This window comes from Ulvibacterium sp. (genome assembly GCF_965228935.1).
Classification (GTDB): domain Bacteria; phylum Bacteroidota; class Bacteroidia; order Flavobacteriales; family Flavobacteriaceae; genus Ulvibacterium.
This window is the reverse complement of the sequence record NZ_OZ245846.1, coordinates 5,182,192-5,200,053: the sequence shown is the minus strand read 5'-3', so window position 1 is coordinate 5,200,053 and position 17,862 is coordinate 5,182,192. Positions and strand designations below refer to the sequence as shown.

At 42.3% G+C, this 17,862-nt stretch carries 17 protein-coding genes; 2 read left to right on the top strand and 15 right to left on the bottom strand.

Going from position 1 to position 17,862, the window contains the following annotated elements; all coding sequences use genetic code 11:
* Nucleotides 1-7: 7 nt before the first annotated feature.
* Entirely contained in the window at nt 8-1,285 is a 1,278-nt protein-coding gene (locus ACO06Y_RS21915; protein WP_422081195.1) for a mandelate racemase/muconate lactonizing enzyme family protein, read from the top strand.
* 88 nt (nt 1,286-1,373) lie between these two features.
* Here the strand turns inward: ACO06Y_RS21915 and ACO06Y_RS21910 are convergent, their stop codons facing one another.
* The 3 genes from ACO06Y_RS21910 to ACO06Y_RS21900 form a co-directional block, all read right to left on the bottom strand.
* The gene (locus ACO06Y_RS21910) at nt 1,374-2,243 is read right to left on the bottom strand and encodes an alpha/beta hydrolase (RefSeq protein WP_422081194.1); all 870 of its coding nucleotides are present in this window, start codon (nt 2,241-2,243) and stop codon (nt 1,374-1,376) included.
* Between the two features lie 46 nt (nt 2,244-2,289).
* Nucleotides 2,290-3,015 carry an MIP/aquaporin family protein gene (locus ACO06Y_RS21905; RefSeq protein WP_422081193.1) on the bottom strand — a complete coding sequence of 242 codons (726 nt, stop codon included), beginning with the start codon at nt 3,013-3,015 and terminating at the stop codon, nt 2,290-2,292.
* Between the two features lie 75 nt (nt 3,016-3,090).
* Entirely contained in the window at nt 3,091-4,329 is a 1,239-nt protein-coding gene (locus tag ACO06Y_RS21900; RefSeq protein WP_422081192.1) for a serine hydrolase domain-containing protein, read from the bottom strand.
* Nucleotides 4,330-4,542: 213 nt separating this feature from the next.
* Between ACO06Y_RS21900 and ACO06Y_RS21895 the strand changes: the two genes are divergently transcribed.
* The gene (locus ACO06Y_RS21895; protein ID WP_422081191.1) at nt 4,543-6,750 is read left to right on the top strand and encodes a DUF5916 domain-containing protein; all 2,208 of its coding nucleotides are present in this window, start codon (nt 4,543-4,545) and stop codon (nt 6,748-6,750) included.
* Between the two features lie 4 nt (nt 6,751-6,754).
* On the opposite strand, the gene ACO06Y_RS21890 is transcribed toward ACO06Y_RS21895, so the two are convergent.
* The 12 genes from ACO06Y_RS21890 to ACO06Y_RS21835 form a co-directional block, all read right to left on the bottom strand.
* On the bottom strand, nt 6,755-7,117 hold the full coding sequence (locus tag ACO06Y_RS21890; protein WP_422081190.1) for a DUF1569 domain-containing protein: 363 nt from the start codon (nt 7,115-7,117) through the stop codon (nt 6,755-6,757).
* A gap of 232 nt (nt 7,118-7,349) precedes the next feature.
* Nucleotides 7,350-7,982 carry a GyrI-like domain-containing protein gene (locus ACO06Y_RS21885; protein WP_422081189.1) on the bottom strand — a complete coding sequence of 211 codons (633 nt, stop codon included), beginning with the start codon at nt 7,980-7,982 and terminating at the stop codon, nt 7,350-7,352.
* A 188-nt stretch (nt 7,983-8,170) separates the two neighbouring features.
* Nucleotides 8,171-8,623: a carboxymuconolactone decarboxylase family protein gene (locus tag ACO06Y_RS21880; RefSeq protein ID WP_422081188.1), complete on the bottom strand. Its 453-nt coding sequence runs from the start codon at nt 8,621-8,623 to the stop codon at nt 8,171-8,173.
* Between the two features lie 80 nt (nt 8,624-8,703).
* Complete coding sequence (locus tag ACO06Y_RS21875) at nt 8,704-9,276, bottom strand: Crp/Fnr family transcriptional regulator (RefSeq protein ID WP_422081187.1); 573 nt, start codon at nt 9,274-9,276, stop codon at nt 8,704-8,706.
* Between the two features lie 86 nt (nt 9,277-9,362).
* Nucleotides 9,363-10,271: an NAD(P)/FAD-dependent oxidoreductase gene (locus tag ACO06Y_RS21870; protein ID WP_422081186.1), complete on the bottom strand. Its 909-nt coding sequence runs from the start codon at nt 10,269-10,271 to the stop codon at nt 9,363-9,365.
* Between the two features lie 664 nt (nt 10,272-10,935).
* Nucleotides 10,936-11,586, bottom strand: a complete 651-nt coding sequence (locus tag ACO06Y_RS21865; RefSeq protein WP_422081185.1) for a hypothetical protein — start codon at nt 11,584-11,586, stop codon at nt 10,936-10,938.
* Nucleotides 11,587-11,999: 413 nt separating this feature from the next.
* Nucleotides 12,000-13,169 carry a serine hydrolase domain-containing protein gene (locus ACO06Y_RS21860; RefSeq protein WP_422081184.1) on the bottom strand — a complete coding sequence of 390 codons (1,170 nt, stop codon included), beginning with the start codon at nt 13,167-13,169 and terminating at the stop codon, nt 12,000-12,002.
* 121 nt (nt 13,170-13,290) lie between these two features.
* Nucleotides 13,291-14,271, bottom strand: coding sequence for a sugar phosphate isomerase/epimerase family protein (locus tag ACO06Y_RS21855; RefSeq protein ID WP_422081183.1), 981 nt, complete (start codon nt 14,269-14,271; stop codon nt 13,291-13,293).
* Between the two features lie 127 nt (nt 14,272-14,398).
* Entirely contained in the window at nt 14,399-15,697 is a 1,299-nt protein-coding gene (locus tag ACO06Y_RS21850) for an agmatine deiminase family protein (RefSeq protein ID WP_422081182.1), read from the bottom strand.
* Nucleotides 15,698-15,895: 198 nt separating this feature from the next.
* Complete coding sequence (locus ACO06Y_RS21845; protein ID WP_422081181.1) at nt 15,896-16,435, bottom strand: DinB family protein; 540 nt, start codon at nt 16,433-16,435, stop codon at nt 15,896-15,898.
* Nucleotides 16,436-16,674: 239 nt separating this feature from the next.
* Entirely contained in the window at nt 16,675-17,190 is a 516-nt protein-coding gene (locus tag ACO06Y_RS21840; protein WP_422081180.1) for a cupin domain-containing protein, read from the bottom strand.
* Nucleotides 17,177-17,806, bottom strand: a complete 630-nt coding sequence (locus ACO06Y_RS21835; protein WP_422081179.1) for an FMN-dependent NADH-azoreductase — start codon at nt 17,804-17,806, stop codon at nt 17,177-17,179. Before ACO06Y_RS21835 ends, ACO06Y_RS21840 begins: the two co-directional genes overlap by 14 nt.
* Nucleotides 17,807-17,862 lie beyond the last annotated feature (56 nt).

Sequence of the window (17,862 nt, the reverse complement as noted above, 5' to 3'; positions counted from 1 at the left end):
CCAGAAAATGAAAAACTCAAGAAGAGACTTTTTGACCAAAACCATGGCTGCCGGTGCACTGTCCGCCATACCTTTGGCCAGTTACGGAAAAGAATTTGAAACCGCAGTTAATCGGACACCAAAACTGTCCGCCCCATCCGACCTTAAGATTACGGATGTTAAATGTGGATACATCCGGGGCGGTCACAGTCTTTTTGTAAAAATCTATACCAATCAGGATATCGTTGGGCATGGTGAAGGTGTCGATGCCACCCCCGGAACCTACCATTTGGTAAAAATATTCGGGGAACGATTAAAGGGAAAAAGTCCCTTAAATGTACATCGATTGTTCGAGGATTTACGAAGAAGGGGTTTTTTTGAAGGGGCGCAGGCCGGGATGTATGTTTCGGTCCTTACGGCCGTGGAGTCCGCCTTATGGGATTTGGCCGGTAAGGCCTTGGGACTTCCCGTATACCAATTGTTGGGAGGGAAATTTAGGGACAAGATCAGGGTGTATATGGATACGGCACTTTATCAAAACAAACTTCCCAAACCCGAGGATTTCGCGGCTAGTGCCAAGGAGGCCGTGGATATGGGATTCACCGCGGTAAAGTTTGATTTGGATCAGGCCAACGACCCTAATAAGTATGATGCATACAATTGGACGGCAAGTCCGGCAGAGATTCAGCGCATGTATGATCAGATGGCGGCGGCACGGCAAGCGGTAGGTCCCAATATCGACATTTGTGCCGATATGCATGGGCGATATGATACTACTACAGGAGAACGGGTAGCAAAGGTTTTGGAACCCTTGAATATGATGTGGCTGGAAGAACCTATTCCTGCCGAAAATGTAGAGGCCTATAAAAAGATTACGGAATCGACCAGTACCCCTATCTGCGCTGGGGAAAACCATTATTTGGCCTATGGCTTTAGACCCTTGTTGGAAGCGGGAGCGGTGGACATCATTATGCCGGATCTACAGAAGGCGGGCGGTTTGGGCGAGGCCCAGCGGATTGCTAATTTGGCCAACTTGTATTATGTGCCCTTTTCACCACATATGGTGGCCTCATACCTCGGAGCCATGGCCTCTTGCCATGTTTGTGCATCCGTACCTAATTTCATGATATTGGAATGGCAGATTTACTTCCACAAAAACCCAATGTTCAAGGAAATCGTAACCTTTGACGGTCCCATGGTGGTAGATGGCTTTATTCCACTTTCCAACAAACCAGGTATTGGCGTAGAAATCAATGAAGAAGGTATGCGGAAATATGCGGTTAAGGACGTGCCTTTTTTCAAATGATGTAAATGCCTCCACCGAAATAGGATTCGAAATCTATTCGCAAGTTAAAATCAAGGGAGTTCTTCGATGCTCCTACGGGATAGATGTACTAGGGTGCTGTAATACCTTCGGCAACGGACCAATCATAAAAACGCTGTATCCAACTGTCGGATGGCAGCCCTTGTTCCTTCATACCAAAACCATGACCACCTTTGGCGTACATATGAAGTTCTACCGGTTTTTTGGCCGAGAACCATTTGGAGTAGAGCTCAATACTTCCCGATGCCAATCCCAAAGGGTCGTCCGTTGCACAAACGATCAACATGGGTGGTGCGTCGGCAGGAGGATCTTTTGGTGGAAGTACGGTTGTCCATGGATATACAGGAACCAAGAAATCAGGGCGATTGGTCTCGGTATAATTATAGCCTACACCCATAGTAACGGCCCCGCCCGCGGAAAAGCCCATGAATCCTATTTTATTGGGATTTACCTTATATTTCTCGGCATTCTCCCGTACATGGGCAATAGCTGCCAATCCATCTGTTATGGATAGCGGTAGGACAGGTTGTACCCGTTTTCCGATTTCCATGGGATTGGTGTTGCCCAAATCCGTAATTTCCTTTACACCATCCTCTCCGGTGGGAACCAATCGGTACTTAAGTACAAAGGCGGTAATTCCTTTTTTATTGAGCCATTCGGCTACATGGTTGCCCTCGCTTAGAATGCTTAAAGCGTAGAGTCCACCACCCGGTGCAACAACAACCGATGTGCCGTTAGGGTTTTCGGGGCGAAAGACCCGCATAGTAGGAACGGATACATTGGTCACCACTTCATTGTCCCAAATTTTTGAATAGTACTGCTTTTCGGGTCCTTCCCATGAGATATCCTTTGAGGTTTGGTGAGGTAGCTCAACGATTTCCTGGGCTACTGTAAATTGTACAAGGACTAAACAACTCAATAAAAAAGTAATTTTTTTCATCTTAATTGGTATTGATTTCAACTATTTTAAATGCGTTCCGACCCTCTTAGCCCCCTATCCAAAGAAAGGCCAAAGCGGCCAAAAACCCACCTGTCAATGGTCCCAGGATGGGAACCCATGCATAGCTCCAATCACTTCCGCCTTTTCCTTTTAAAGGCAAGAGTGCATGCATAATCCGTGGTCCAAGATCACGTGCCGGATTAATGGCATATCCTGTTGGCCCTCCCAAACTAAAACCAATTCCCATGACCAAAAGGGCCACAGGTAGGGCGTCCAAAGACCCCAAAGATATGGGCTGATCCGAAACAGTGCCTCCAGCGATATAGAATACGCCGAAGACCAGGGCGAAAGTCCCGATGACTTCGGTAACAAAGTTCCAAAAAGGATTGCGAATCGCAGGTGAGGTACAAAAAGTGGCACGAAGTGCTTCTTGATCTTGAGTGGCATCGTACTGTTTTTTATAGGTCAGCCATACCAATGTGGTACCTGTCATGGCTCCTAATGCTTGGGCCAACATATAGCCCGGTACCAGGGACCACCCGAACTTCCCAGCGCTGGCCAACCCCAGGGTAACCGCCGGGTTTAGGTGTGCCCCACTAATATCGGCGCTGATAAAAACACCTGTGAAAACGGCTATGCCCCAGGCCAAAGAGATACCGACCCAACCTGAATCCGATCCCTTGGTTCCTTTTAGGACTGCATTGGCCACAATACCGTTCCCCAAAAGTAAAAGCATGCCGGTTCCTATAAATTCAAAAATATAAGCGGTCATCAAGTTGATTTTTTAGTTGCCGTAAGATAAAAAAAATATGATAGGTCTTAAATCGGGCTAGTGGTGCCTCCATGCTCATTCGATAATGGCCTGATATATAAACTGACGCATTATGTTCCCGTAATAGTTGTTATAGGGTTGGACCTGTATCATTAAAATAGCAATAAGTTCCTCTTTGGGATCTACAAAAAAATAAGTGCAATAGGCTCCGCTCCAATAGTATTGCCCCACAGATCCCAAGCCTTTGCTATCGGCAAGATCAGTGGTGACCCCAAAGCCAAAACCGAATCCCTGCCCAGGCCCAGGAAATAAATCGCCGACCTGGTTCATAGTCATGATTTCCAAAGTCTTAGGGCTCAGGAATTGTTTCCCGTTCCATCGGCCCTTATTCAATAACATTTGGCAAAATGTCATATAATCGGAAGCCGTTGAAAACAGTCCATGTGTTCCTCCAAAAACCGTATTTCCCTGGGTAGGCAATTGTTGTTCGGAATTGACTAGTTTCCCTTCTTCATTGAAGTTATGGACGGGTACCCATCTTTTTTGATTTTCCCCAGAAATATTGTATCCCGTATCGTTCATTTCGAGGGGATCAAACAATCGCTGTCTCAAAAAATCTATGACGGTCATCCCGGAAAAGTGCTCGATCAGTAAGGCCAATACATCAGGGGATGCGCTATAATTCCATTGTTCCCCAGGATGCCCCATAAGAGGTAAATCCACCAAAGTGTTGACCCGGCTCTCTATATTTTCCTGGGGCTCATAATATAGCGCCTCCCGCACTTCCTTATCCAAAGTAGATCCTCCAAGACCATGTAAGAAGCCAGCGGTATGTGAAAGAATATGCGCAATGGTAATTTCGGTATTGGCCGGTTCCGTTGGTCCCGCTTTTCCAAGTTCCGGATCTTTAGCGACTTTCACATCCTTGAATTGGGGAAGGTATTTGGAAACCGGGTCGGTCAGAAAAAAATGCCCCTCCTCGTAAAGCATCATAAAAGCCACGGTAATTATGGGCTTGGTCATGGACATAATGTGAAAAATTCCATCCTTTTGCGTGGGAATCTTATCCTTCAAACTGCTGTATCCGTAGGTATTTTCGTGTACTAACTGTCCTTTTCTCAAAACCAAGGAAATCGCTCCGGGAATTTTGCCTTCTTTTACTTCGTTCTCTAAAAAGGCATCATATCTTTTCAGACGTTCCCAGGATATTCCAGCTACATCCTTCTTTTCCAGTAGTGCCTGTTGACCATGCACAGATACGACGAAAAGGCAAATAAAACCTAAGACAATTGCAAAATGGCGGCTATTTTTCATGGTTAGAGTTTTGTTAGTATTTGGATATGGCGGTATTTGCCAAAACCTATTCCGTTTTTCCAATTTCCAAGATAGTCTTTTTTCCCCTTCCAGCGTATGTCCTAAGAAATTCCTTTTTTTGTTTTGCTTTTTTGTACATTGGATTCGAAGTTCCCCAATACCACAAACCAGCTAACGATAGGATTGTTTCATATATCCTGACCAACCAGAACGATGACCCATTTTAGAAACCTTGTTTTATACTTCTTTTGTTGTATTGTTGTATCCGCCGTTTCCCAATCTACAAAATCGGATTCAGATACAAGACCTATAGCCCAAGCGCAGGCCTTGACCGAAGGTCCGTTAATTGATGGTAATGTATTGAACGATCCCATTTGGCAGACCGTGGTACCATTTGACGAGATGGTTCAAGCACAGCCGAACTTTGGGCTGCCTGCCACCGAACGAACTGAAATCCGTATTGCCTATACCTCGGAAGTGTTCTTTATTTCCGCCATTTGTTATGATGCCCGCCCAGATGGATTGGTAGTCAGTGATGCACGAAGGGATGCGGATTTGGACAATACGGATGCCTTTATCTTTATTCTGGATACCTATAAGGATGGCCAAAACGGGTTCGTATTTGGTACAAACGCCCTTGGGGTGGAATATGATGCCCAAGTGGATAACGAAGGTCAGGGAAATTTTAATGCAAATAGACAACAAGGAGGCACTATAGGCGGGTTTAACCTAAATTGGGATGGATCCTGGGAGGTTCGGACGGAAGTAGGAGATTATGGCTGGAGTGCCGAGTTTGCCATCCCGTTGCGCACACTTCGATTCCAATCCGGTAGGGATTGGGGCATTAATTTTCGGCGGAACATTCGCAAGACCAATGAAATTACCTATTGGGCCCCTATGCCCGTTGGTCTCGATTTAAAACGGCTTTCGCTTGCGGGTACCCTTACCGGACTGGATTTGAGAAGTCCTGGTAATCTAAAATTGATTCCTTATGTCCTGGGTAGGGTGGAGAAGGATTTTGAAGTTGCCGATTCAAGTACGGAATGGAGTGCCGATGCCGGAGGGGATTTAAAATATAGCGTTACCCCCAGTTTGACCTTAGATCTCACCTACAATACGGATTTTGCCCAAGTAGAGGTAGATGACCAGCAAGTGAATTTGGATCGTTTTAACTTGTTCTTTCCGGAGAAGCGCCCTTTTTTTCTGGAAAATGCTGGGCAGTTCAGTGTAGGAAGTCCCGGTGAGGTCGATTTGTTTTTCAGCCGTCGAATCGGCATCGGGGAGGAGGGTAATATCGTTCCTATTATTGGTGGGGCAAGGTTGTCCGGAAAACTCAACCGGACCAACATCGGTTTTTTGTCCATGTGGACGGAGGACGTTCAGGAAGAGGGTATAGAGGAAAACAATTTTACCCTGGCACGTGTTAACCATGAGTTTCAGGGTAGAACGGCACTGGGAGCGGTTATCATCAATAAGGAAGGGTTACAATCCGATAATAACTTTAACCGCACATTTGCCATAGATGGAAAATTAGGCCTAGGCAAAATGGCGAGATTGGCCGGCTTTTATGCCCGTACCCAAGACCCGAACGATACCATAAATGAACGCTCCTTCAAATTTCAGGCAGATTATAATTGGAACAATTGGGAGTTGAATGCGGCCTATACGGAAGTGGGGCAGGGCTTTAACCCTGAGGTAGGCTTTTTGTTACGGACCGCTTTTAGAAAACCGGAGGCTCGGGTACTTTACCATTTGAGACCTCGGGATCCGAATGCCAAAATATTGGAGTATCGACCCCATATTTCCTATCGAAGCTACTGGAATTTCGATAATTTTTTAGAAACCAGTTTTTTACATATCGATAATCATTTTGAGTGGAAAAGTGGATTGGAGATTCATACAGGTGTGAATGTGACCACGGAAGGTGTAGTGGAGGCTTTTGACATTTCTCGCGGGAAAAATGTCACCGTACAACCTGGTACTTATAATCATGTGGAATCCCAAATCGTATTCTTTACCAATAGAAGCCACCCCTTTTCGGTAAACCTTAGGTCGATAATCGGAGGCTCCTTTGGAGGTACGCGTTATATAGAGAGCCTTACTGGACGTTTGCGCCTAGGGGATAAATTTAATTCGGAGGTTACGTTTTTATATAACAATTTTCAGCTGCCGGTCGGCAATTTTACCGCCAATATTTTGCGGAGTCAATTATCCTACGCCTTTAGGCCCAATATCTATTTACAGGGACTTATCCAGCATAATACCACAGACAGACTTTGGGCGGCCAATTTACGTTTCGGATGGTTGCAGCGGGCCAACACCGGACTTTTTGTAGTTTGGAACTATAACCTTCAGGATGGTGATCCGTTGAACAATAGTTTTATAGTCAAATACACCCGAATGTTCGATTTGGTGCGATAAGCCCTTAAACACCAAACTGCTGCAAGTGGTGGTCCAAATGCTTGGAAAACAAGGTATTCCACTCCTTTTCCGTCAAGGGCCCAAAAGCGTGCGACTCTTTATTGTGAAAATGGGAAGCACCTAATTGAAAGGTCCTATCCAAATGATCCAGTAAACGTTTTTTTTCTTTTTCAAAATCCCTTTGCCCTTCAATGAGAAAGATCGGAGCCGTTCGGGTATTCTTTTTGTAAGGTTTGGGACCGACTACCACATTTTTCGCGAACAGTTTGATCAGGAATTTTTGAAAACCTTTGGGTTTGGGATATTTATCCGTATACACCAATTCGTAGGCAACGTTTACATGTGCCAACATTTGGTCGACACTCATTTTGCCTCAAAGATTCTGGGTTTCAGGAGTCAGGGCGTTGATGCGTTTTTTAATGTCCTTTACATCATTTTCATCGAAGATATTTTTCATGGATACCTTTTTTGGTGTTCCTAAAATACTAAAAATTGGACTTGGGTACGGAAAGATTTTCCTTTTCTTGATTTGTTTTCCAGATTAAATTATGGCCTCATTACTGTCCGGAATACATGGCTATCCGTTCGTATTTTTCATATTATTTGGGTTTCACTATAAATCGTAAAACGGTCTTTAGCTTTTCCGGTGCTACCTTTCTAAAATCGGTCAGATAGATTTCCCTGTGGTCTTTGGATATTCTTGAGAGATTTTCTTTCTCGGCAAAATCCTCCATAACCTTAAAACTTCGAGGCTCATCGTCGTAACTTCCCAAATGCATCATTTGAATGCACTTCCCGTCCGTTATTTTTTCAAACTTAACCTGCTCCAAAAACGGGTGTGGTTTTCTTTTTTTGGTCTGTTCCAACATTTCTTTAAAATAAGCATCGCTGACAAAGGACGGCTGCCGGATCATCAGTGTAAAAATTAGGTCATTTTTATCGATGGTTCCGGTAAATGTTTTTTTGGCTTCCTCGGTAATGTCCCAAATACCCTCCAGGGGATAAACCGTATAATCACTATATCCGTTTGGTTTTTTCGCCTCCTTTTTTAGGTTCATTTTTATGGCGTAGGAAACGGAATAGAGCACGGCAATATATTCTGCGAAAATTTTGTTTTGGGGACTACCTTCACCTGCTATGGTAACGAACTTGAATTCAGGGATTTCCACTATTTCCGGTTTGTTCTTGGGTAGATAAATCTTCTTTTCCCTTTTTCTCCATTCATGTTTCATAAAGCAATAGCTTTTAGTATTTCATAAATGTATTCAAAAAGTGGAAGCCAAGATGAGCCGAATCCGATTACTTTTTATCCTTTCTTGCGGAATTAGATTTTAGATTACCGTTTCGCTATTGGTTATGCTTTCCCGGAATATCCATGTACAGGGATTTCCCAAATCCCTCTCCAAGGTATATCGCTTTACTATTGGTTTACTTTGTAATTCCCCGGGGTAAATCCGAAAGTTTTCATCAATCGGTTCCAGGTGTTGCTTTGTGAAATGGTCAGTGTTAGGTAACAGATCTCCTCTTTGGAGAAGAAATCGAGCAATGGATCATAGATGCTGTTGGATATAGGTTTCCCATCCAATTGGGTAAGGGTGTCGGTAAGATAGAGTACTACCCTTTCCTTTACCGAAAAATAGGGCGTCTCTTCCCAGACGCATAGTGAAGATAGGCGCAATTCCGTCTCGCCCAAATGTTTCAACTCTTTATGGTGCATATCCACACAATAGGCGCACCCATTTTTTTGGGATGTCCTTAGCTTTATGAGTTCCGTTAATTTTTTGTCCAGAGGGGATGCATCGATTAAACCTTCAATTGCCCGTAGACTTTCAAACATTCCTTTAGGGACATCCTGATATGTAATTCGTTCCATGATTTATTTTGTTTTATACGTTTGGAACAAATTTTATACATACGGTGGATCTAAAAATTAAGGTATCTTAAGAAATTCGATTATTTTGTATTCCTGCGTAATTCACTTAAATACTCCGGCGTAATTTCGAGATAAGAGGCAATCATGTATTGGGGTACCCGTTGCATGAAGTCCGGGAATGTTTTGGCAAAATTGATGTACCGCTCCTTACTTCTCATTTGAAGGAAGATATCGCTTTTGCGAAGATTGGCTATCAACATGTTTTCGGTAATAATTCGGAACAGTCGCTCAAGCTTGGGATATTTTGAATACAGTTTTTCCAATGCCTCTTTTGACAGATAGAGTACTGTTGTTTCTTCCAGGGCCTGTAGGTATTGGGTGGATGGGATTTCCTTAAGAAAGCTTTCCATATTGGTGACCCACCAGTTATCTATGGCGAACTGCGTGATTTTCTCATTTCCCTTTTCATCAATATAATAGGAACGGACCACTCCTTTGACAATAAAATAGTTGTATTTACAAACCGTGTTTTCCTTTAGGAGAAATTCTTTTTTTTGAAAATCCCTTACCTCGAGTTCGGAATAAATCCCGTTCATTTCGGTATCGGTAAATTCTACGTATCTGCCGAAGTACCTCTTGATTTGTTCTTTCATTGTTTGGAAGGATTTTAGTATTACATCCGCTCATAGCAAAACTATGATACAAACCTTAGCGCTAAGTGAAGTAATGGACCATTTCTCTAAAACATCTCATGGGTGAGCTCCATATTTACTTTTGCTCCAGCTACATTTCCCTGGTAAACGGCATTGGCTACCGAACGAAAGGCCGTGGTGTTGTCGCCACAGGCGAAAACACCCTCTATGGTCGTTTTTTGAAAATCATCTACCCTTATGTATCCTTGTTCATCCAGTTTACATCCCAAAAGTGTCGGGATATTGGAATGTTGTTCAAAGGGAGGTCTTGCATAAATAGTGTCAAATCCCATTTTTGTATTATCCTGAAAAACCACATTTTTTACAAAACCATTTAGATGGTCTATTTCCACTATTTTAGATTCAATAATAGAAATGTTGTATTGTTCAAACTTTGCCCGCTGTTCATCGGTAAACTCGGCCTTGCCCGAAGTTAAAATGGTCAGATCCTTGGTTAAATTGTGAACTAAAGGCGCTATGTGTACAGCGGTATGTCCATTGGCCATGATACCTGTTTTTTGATCGCGGTGCTCGTAACCATGGCAATACGGACAATGGATTACCGAAATCCCCCAACATTCGGAGAACCCTTTGATATTGGGCATCATATCCCTTACTCCGGTTGCCAAGATCAATTTTTTGCCTCCAAAAGTCTTTTCGGATTCGGTCTTTATCTCAAAACCATATGGGGCCTTTTTTCCATCTACGGCAAAATCCTTTTGAAACTTTACCGTTCCGTATTTCTCTACCTGATTTTTAGCGAGTAAGGAAATTCTTTTTGGTGTATTTCCGTCCTGGGTCAAGAAGTTTTGGGAATGTGGGGTTTGTGCATTGCAAGGTTTTCCACTATCGATTACCAATGTATTTTTCAATGAACGTCCCAAGGTCATAGCCGCCGAAAGACCCGCATAACTTCCACCAACTATGATTACGTCGTAAATAGTACCATCTGCCATTATGTTGTATTTTGAATAAACGGATAAATGTACCGGTGCAATTGTAGCGTTTATTTTTTGGACAAAGTTAATCGTATTTTTTATTATTGCAACGAAGTTGCAATAAAGAATGTGAATCTTAGAAGCATACCAACATGGGAAGTTGTTCTTAAGCGACTTATGGGGATTGGCCAGCAATGGGTCAGGACGCTATTTAGGCTGAAATCAAGATTGATATCAATCGGGCAACGATCTATCGGGTTTTACATCGTTTTTGTGAGGACGGGGTCGTACACAAGATAGTGGGAGAGGATGAAAGCGATATTTTGCCGAAGTCTATCCATTTCTTTGCTGCTAAGGGGTATATTGTCGAAAGCGTGAATTGTATACTAACTGGAGTTTGTAGCCATTGTTCCCGATAATCTTGAAGGTTCTTAATCCTCAAGCGTTTTTTTGATACTGGTAATTCCTAAATAAGGAACAGGGTTTCTATATTTTAACTTAGGTTTTTCTTTCTTGGTTCAGAGTTAGTTTGTTAACTCAATTTCTATAAACTATAGAATAGAATTGTTGAATTAGAAATTCATAATGTTTTAAATTTAAAGACCTGATATTCAAGAAGAACCAATTTTTTACTGGAAGAGAATAGTTATGAACTGTAATCTTTTTTGTTGAAGTATGACTATTATTGACTCCGTGGTGCTAATTCGTATATACCGTTTCTATCCTTGGTTCTTTTAAGCTTATGAAATTCGTAGTTGGACAATTTGCGAAGTTCTTTGTAAAACTCATCTCTATTTTCATAAATATAAGGCCCTTGGTATGAAGCATAAGTGGTGCCTTTGGGAAATGTTAGGGCAGACTTATCCATTTGTAAGGAGGTATTTATCAATGTACCATATGCAAATTCGTCATTGCCCACAGCCGCCAAAAACACTGTCGGCATTCTTGTCGAACCCAAATAGGCAAATATTGCCTCCTTTTTTTTGGATATTCTTAATTTGTTTTTCAAGGTACCTATGGAAACTCTAGGATTGGAACCCAAGTTAGTGAAACTAACTGTTGAACCTGCCTTTATAACTTGCCCACCTGTGTTCCATACCATATCACTTTCATCTGCACCAAAACGATTTCCGTTCCATTCGGAGTCCGTGAAATGAATGGTTGTATTTGAAGGGATATTCACAAGAGATATAACCTCAAAGCCATCGTTGTAAGCATTAATAGAGGTAAATGAAATATCTCCAGGTTGTAATTTAACTTCGTTATTAGGATAGAAAAACAAAATGAGTATTGCTAAAAAAAAAGCACAGCAAATAGGTATAATATCTCTCACCTCTTTAAGACAATAGAATGAGATTAAAGATATTTTATAAATTTTGAGATTCGGTTAATGCTCAGTTATCTAATCCCTAAGCGTGCGTAAATTTTTGAAGGAATCATCTAATCTAATATTAACTTTGTATTAAGTGTGTCAGATTTTCTTATTAATTTAATTTTTGCATGCTTGTTCGGGACTTGGATCATAATCTTTTCATTAGGTGTTGAACCGACTCTTTCTAAAAGTTTTTAGGCTGGTCGTAGTTGCCCAAGATGAAGAATATTATTAGAATTTAAGTTGATATAGGATTAAAAGGTCTCCAAGCGCTTAATCCAATAACACTTGGGCATTGGCTCTAAAATAATTTTCAAATACGAATTTAACTACTATTATAGGGGTCTCCTACTAGATTATTTCGTTTTCTGATATTAGATACTATCACTGGAAAAATGATGGGCTATGGCCCTGTAGGGGTAACCTCCATATCCTCGATTGGCAAATTGAACGATTATGATATTTTCCTTTGGGTTTACATAAAGACGTTGCCCTCTTAAACCTTCTGCCGAATAATCGCCTTCATAATTCTCCTGGGGCAGCCACCAATAGTATTGATGTGTTGCTTTTTGCCGACCCTTTGCCGTGTTGCCCCTATTTTCCGTGTCGATGTCAATACTTTTGTTGATCCAATCCAACGATAAAACTTGAACCGTATCCCGCATCCCCTTGTTTAGGTATAACCTTCCGATCTTGGCCAAATCTATGGCTGTACATTGGAAACTGCTCGGAGAGTTTTCCAGACCACCTGCTCTGTCAATACCCCAACTTCCTCCATACTCGGCCCCGATGGGCTTCCAGATTTCACGCTCAAAAAACCCGGAAACCTTAGTTTTTGTAGCCCTTTCCAAGACCCAGGTCAAAAACAAAGGGTCAAGATTGCTATATTTCCATCGTGTCCCCGCTAGGGTATCCGCTTGGACCTTTACTAAATCATTCTTTAGATTGTTGGTATAGTAGAAACGTGCCTCATCACAAAAAAGATCGGAGATAATCCCCTTTCCGGCCCGTTTGAATTGTAAACCTGATTTCATATTCAATAGGTCCCGAATCGTGGTTTCGTCAAAATTGGGAACATCTTTAAGCTCGGGCAGATACGCAATGACCTTTTGTTCGGTGTTTTTAATATACCCCAAGTCAATGGCCTTTCCCGTTAAAATTGAAATCATGGTCTTTCCAATGGAGAAGGTATTGGATACCGTCTCCCTATTGTATGTTCCCCCATATTTTTCATAAACAAGGGTATCGTTCTTAATCACTAAAAAAGCCAGTAAATCACCTTTTTCAAAGTATTCTGAAAACGGAACGTATCGGTCTTCCCAATTTTGGACCATCACCGAATCCAATTTGTTTCCTTTTGAAGTATCGACGGCAAAACTAAAAGGAGTGGGGCTTGGGCTTATTTCCCTAATGGGAAAACTTTTATAGGTGTCTACTTCCGGTTTTTGATACCATGCTATCTTAAATACTTGTGGATTTATTGCCCATGATATTGTTACTAAAATGGTAAAACAAAGAAGTGCAATACCTACAACTTTTTTCATGTTTTTTTAATGATTATCGGCAGTATGTTTACTTAACAGAGTGCCTTGCCGGGCTACTGTAATCCGTATTTTTAGTAGTGGATTCCTTTTTTGAAATTGCAATTACAGTTTCCTTGTTGAATCAAATGATATCTCCAAGTGCTTTTTGTACGGTTCGGTGCGCTTTTTCGTAACTATGCTTCAAAAGCGTTTTCGCATCCATTGTTTCCCAATAGCCCTTGTTGAAAAGCTCTACGGAAAAACCGCCCCTAAAACCAGCATCGTATAATTTGGGGATAACCGAATCAAAAGGACAGACTCCTTCTCCGGGCAATATTCGATCCGAATCCTTCAACCGATCATAGGCAGGTGTAGCGGGATAATCGTTCATATGTATTACAGGTAGTTTCCTACCATTGAGAATGTCGATGGTGTCCCAGTCGTTCCCGCCACGATATACATGGTAAAAATCCAATAATATGGTCGCTTTGGGGTGTCCCGAAGCGATGGCGATTTGAGCACAATCGGCTACCTTGTTCAAGGCTCCCATACCCCAAAGTTCCATAATGGGGGTTACCCCGGTTTCATCGCCCAGCTGTAGAATAGCGGCATAGCGCTCGGCGTAGGCATCATATTGGGTTCTATCCAAGGAGGTTATCCCCTGTACCGGAGCGGCGATATAGGTGCCACCCAGACCTGCCGTAATCTGCATTTCTTCGCGCAATTGATCTATCGCCTTTTTTCGTTCCCCGGCATCGTCACTACACCATTTTGAAAATCCTATAATATTTTCCAGAACAAGTCCTCGTTCCTGCAATTTGTTCCTTAGGTCGGTTGTGTTACCCCCATTTTCCAAATAGGTCTTTATATTACGCATCCATAGTTCTATACCATCAAAACCGGCATCGGCCACGAGATCTATTTGTACATCCACGTCCAACTCGTAATGCAATAGGGTAGAGGTGTTTAAACTAATTCTGAAGGGCAATTGCTTCTTTGCCCCAGGTTCAACAGAAGTGGATGTATCCTGGGTATTGGATGCAAAGGCATAACCGCCTATTGCCACAAGTGAGCCCGTGAGGCCAGTGGTAATGGCCTTTCTCCTTGAAATTTTGTGTTTCATTAAGTATGGTTTTATCTGATGTCTAAAGATATGGATTGGAATGCCAATCACTCATAAGCTTCAAGCCGAAAAGATACAAAAAAGTCGGTGCCTGCCCTTCTTTTTGTGCAAGACCATGACAAGGATTTTACTGGGGATTCGAAAGTAATTTGGGTTGATGCATGCTTATACAATGCAATCCACCTCCCCCTAAATTCACGGCCAATGCATCCAGTAGTATTACTTTTTTTTCCGGAAATACGGCTTGTAGTATTCTTTTCGCCTCGGCATCCTGCATTTTGATTTTCTCGGGCATGCCTTCCCGCCAATACTTTTGCCCAAGGATTACGGTATTGGTAATAATAAAATTGAGATAACTTGCCGGGGCCACAACGGTAATCGTTTCTCCTTCGGGAAATTGACTTCCATCCTGGTAATCCAAGGTTTTAATATAGTCATACACATAATCCCCGGGGCCCATAGTGGTCAAAATGGTTTGGGGCAGGGGTAAGCGCACAATTTTAAATGGATTTCCGTCCTGGTCGGTACTATTGGAAAGGATTTTGAAGTTTTCTTCCAAACGCCTATGGTTTTCCTGGGCAATCGGGTCTTCCAATTCGGTACTATCGATACTGGCCAAAAGAAGGGTAGAATCGTTGACGAAACGGGCAAACTCATCCACATGGCCGTTGGTCGTAACCACGGTATATGCTTTCTTCGCATCGGCTGTTGATAAGGGCCCTAGAAACGTATGGCTATCCTCCAGGAGTCCCTCTTTTAGCCAAATCGTCTTCGTAACGCCCAGCAGTCTTTGATATTCCGTTTCCATGGTAGCTTTTGACATCCCTGGATTGCGTCCCTGTTCCACGGCCTCGGTAACTACCAAGGTTCCCTTTCCGTTGAGCTCGCGATTGCCACCTTCACTGATCATGGTACTTGAAACAAGGGGAAGACCGAATAGTTCCGCTACCTTTTCATCATACTTCTCCTCGATTCGTGAACTTTGATCCAGCGTATCCGAATACCCCCAAGAATCGAAATTGAAGTCGGCAATGGCATGCTTTCCATTTTCTGTCTCCACAAAGACTGGGCCCATGTCCCTTGTCCATAGCTCTACCGAGGGAATAACGTGAAAAGCAAGATTCTTCAAATCGGGATATTTTTCGCCCAATTTGGATTTTGCCTTTTTAAGAACCCCATCGTCCGCACAACTAATCACAATCCTCAGGTCGCTGATCAGGGCATCGATAATGGCCATGGTTACCTTTTCAACGGATTCCCCTTCCTTATGGTCGGTGATCGGCCAGATAAGCCAAAGCGCATCGATGGTTTCGAACTCGCCCATTTGGCGGCTCACCTTTACCAGCTCCTGTTTTTTATCCGAAGACGGGTTACATCCCAAAAAGAATGAGGTGAGAATGAGTATGGATAGTATTGGGATCTTCATTTTTGAACTTGTCGATACGTTATAGACTAGTTGTTATAGCTCCACCGAATCAAACAACCGGAGAAGTGGCATAAAAGCCTGTTGTCTCATAACGAGGATTGAAGATAACTTTTTAAATTGTATTTCCCCAACTATACTTTAACGTCCCAACAATCGTGATAAGTTCACACTGTCTTATTGCCCTTTTCAGGCCTTGCCCTACAAATACCGCTCTTTGATGATGTTGAGGTGTCTTAATTCATGGCCGGCAATATGATAGGCAAATGTCCTTACCGTTCTTTCATTGATGATACTACCGTCCGTATCTATTCCCGAACCCTTCCTCATAAAACTGTCCTGGGGCAGATATTTAAAAAGTGTTATCGTAGCTTTCCGTACAGCTTCGTATTCTTCAAAAATACTGTCCAGACTCCTTTCGTTGGCCTCCGAAAATATTGCATAATTATCCTGTTCAAATCCGGGCAAAGGGGTATCGTCATTTCGTGCAAAGCGCATGGCCCTACAGGAAAAGATGCGCTCATCATCAATATTATGGACCAAAATCTCCTTAATGGTCCATTTGCCTTCAGCATACCGATACGTCAATTTTTCTTTGGGAAGACTATAAATGAATTGTTTTACTTCCAAAAAATTATCCCATAGTTGATCTAGAATGTTTTTTTGGTCATCTAACAAATCCATATAAATGGATGAATACAATGGGTATTCGGAGGGTTTTGGTTTTTGCAGTGTTTCCATGACGAATAATTTTAGGTTTACTGATAATTTTTAATTCAATTCTTTACGCATTCTACCAAGGCGTGGGTTATAAATTGCCCTTTTTGATACAAATTAAGTAGCAATACTACAAAAAATGTAGCAAACAATCAAAATCTTTGAACTTTGTTTTTCCAAAAGCAATTTAGGTGTAAAAAGTACTGGCAATTTGAATTGAAACCCGAACCGCCAGTACCTACACCTAGTAATCTTAGGTATTCCTATTCCCGTATCGGAATCATATTGGCGGTATCTACAGGAAAACTGTCGTACTTGTTATACAACTGTAAGTATTTTTCAGGGTCTATAGGGATCTCGTTCAATGTTTCGTAGAGGCCTCTAAAAAAACCTTCCCGTTTTTGCGATGGGTTGAAAATCAATGTCAATTTTACTAGTTCATCAGTGTCATTCCTAAATCCATGGGGTGTAAATCGCGGTACATATACCACCGTCCCAGGTCTGGCCTCATATACTTTATCGGCCGCTTCAATGGTCAAAACACCTTGGTTCACAACAAAGGTCTCGTCCATAAATCGGTGATAATGCAATTTTGCACCGATGCACATCCGGGGAAGGGAAATCTCATAAACCCCCAATTGATCATTGGACATTTCACTGGTCACCTTAAAGGTTATTGCAATGGTATTGAGTTCCAGGGTTTCCCCTTCATCCGGCCCAACTATGGATGCCTTGTCCTCTAACTGGTCTTCGAAGTAATTTGTTTTAATTGCTTTCATGGTTCTGTTTTTTAAATGATCGATCGATGCTCTGTTGTGCCAAATATTTGTTCTGTTCCAGCACCCCTTTATCACTGGTGCCTTCAAGGGAAAATAATCCTCGGACCTTTATGCCCATGTGTCTCAAAATGGCTTTAAGATAAGGTTCCTGAAAATCATAGGGTTCCATAAAAGTACCTTTGTACTGGCCTCCCTTAGCGGTGGCCAAATAGGCCGATTTATCCTCCAGCAAACCATAATAGCCCTTTTCATTGGTATTGAAGGTATGTCCAATGCGCACCACTTGATCGAGGTATGCCTTGAGATTGGAGGGAATATTTAAATTGTACAAAGGGCTACTGATCAGGATATCATCCGCGGATTTCAGTTCTTGGATCAGCTCGTCCGATAAGGCCGTGGCCTTTTTGCCTTCGAGGGATAAATATTCCAAGGGGGTGTAAAACCCCTCAATAGTATCGTTTTGGATGTGGGGCAATTGCTGTTTTGCCAAATCCCTATAAATAATAGTTCCACCAGGGTTTACGAGCTTCCATTTTTTTTCGAAGTAATCGGCCAAGATTCTTGAGTGCGACCCTACGGTCCTTGCACTACAATCGATTCGCAATAAAGTTTTCATCTATTGATATTTTATATTCAATAGTATGACCAAAAAGCAGGAAGAAACGTGACGGA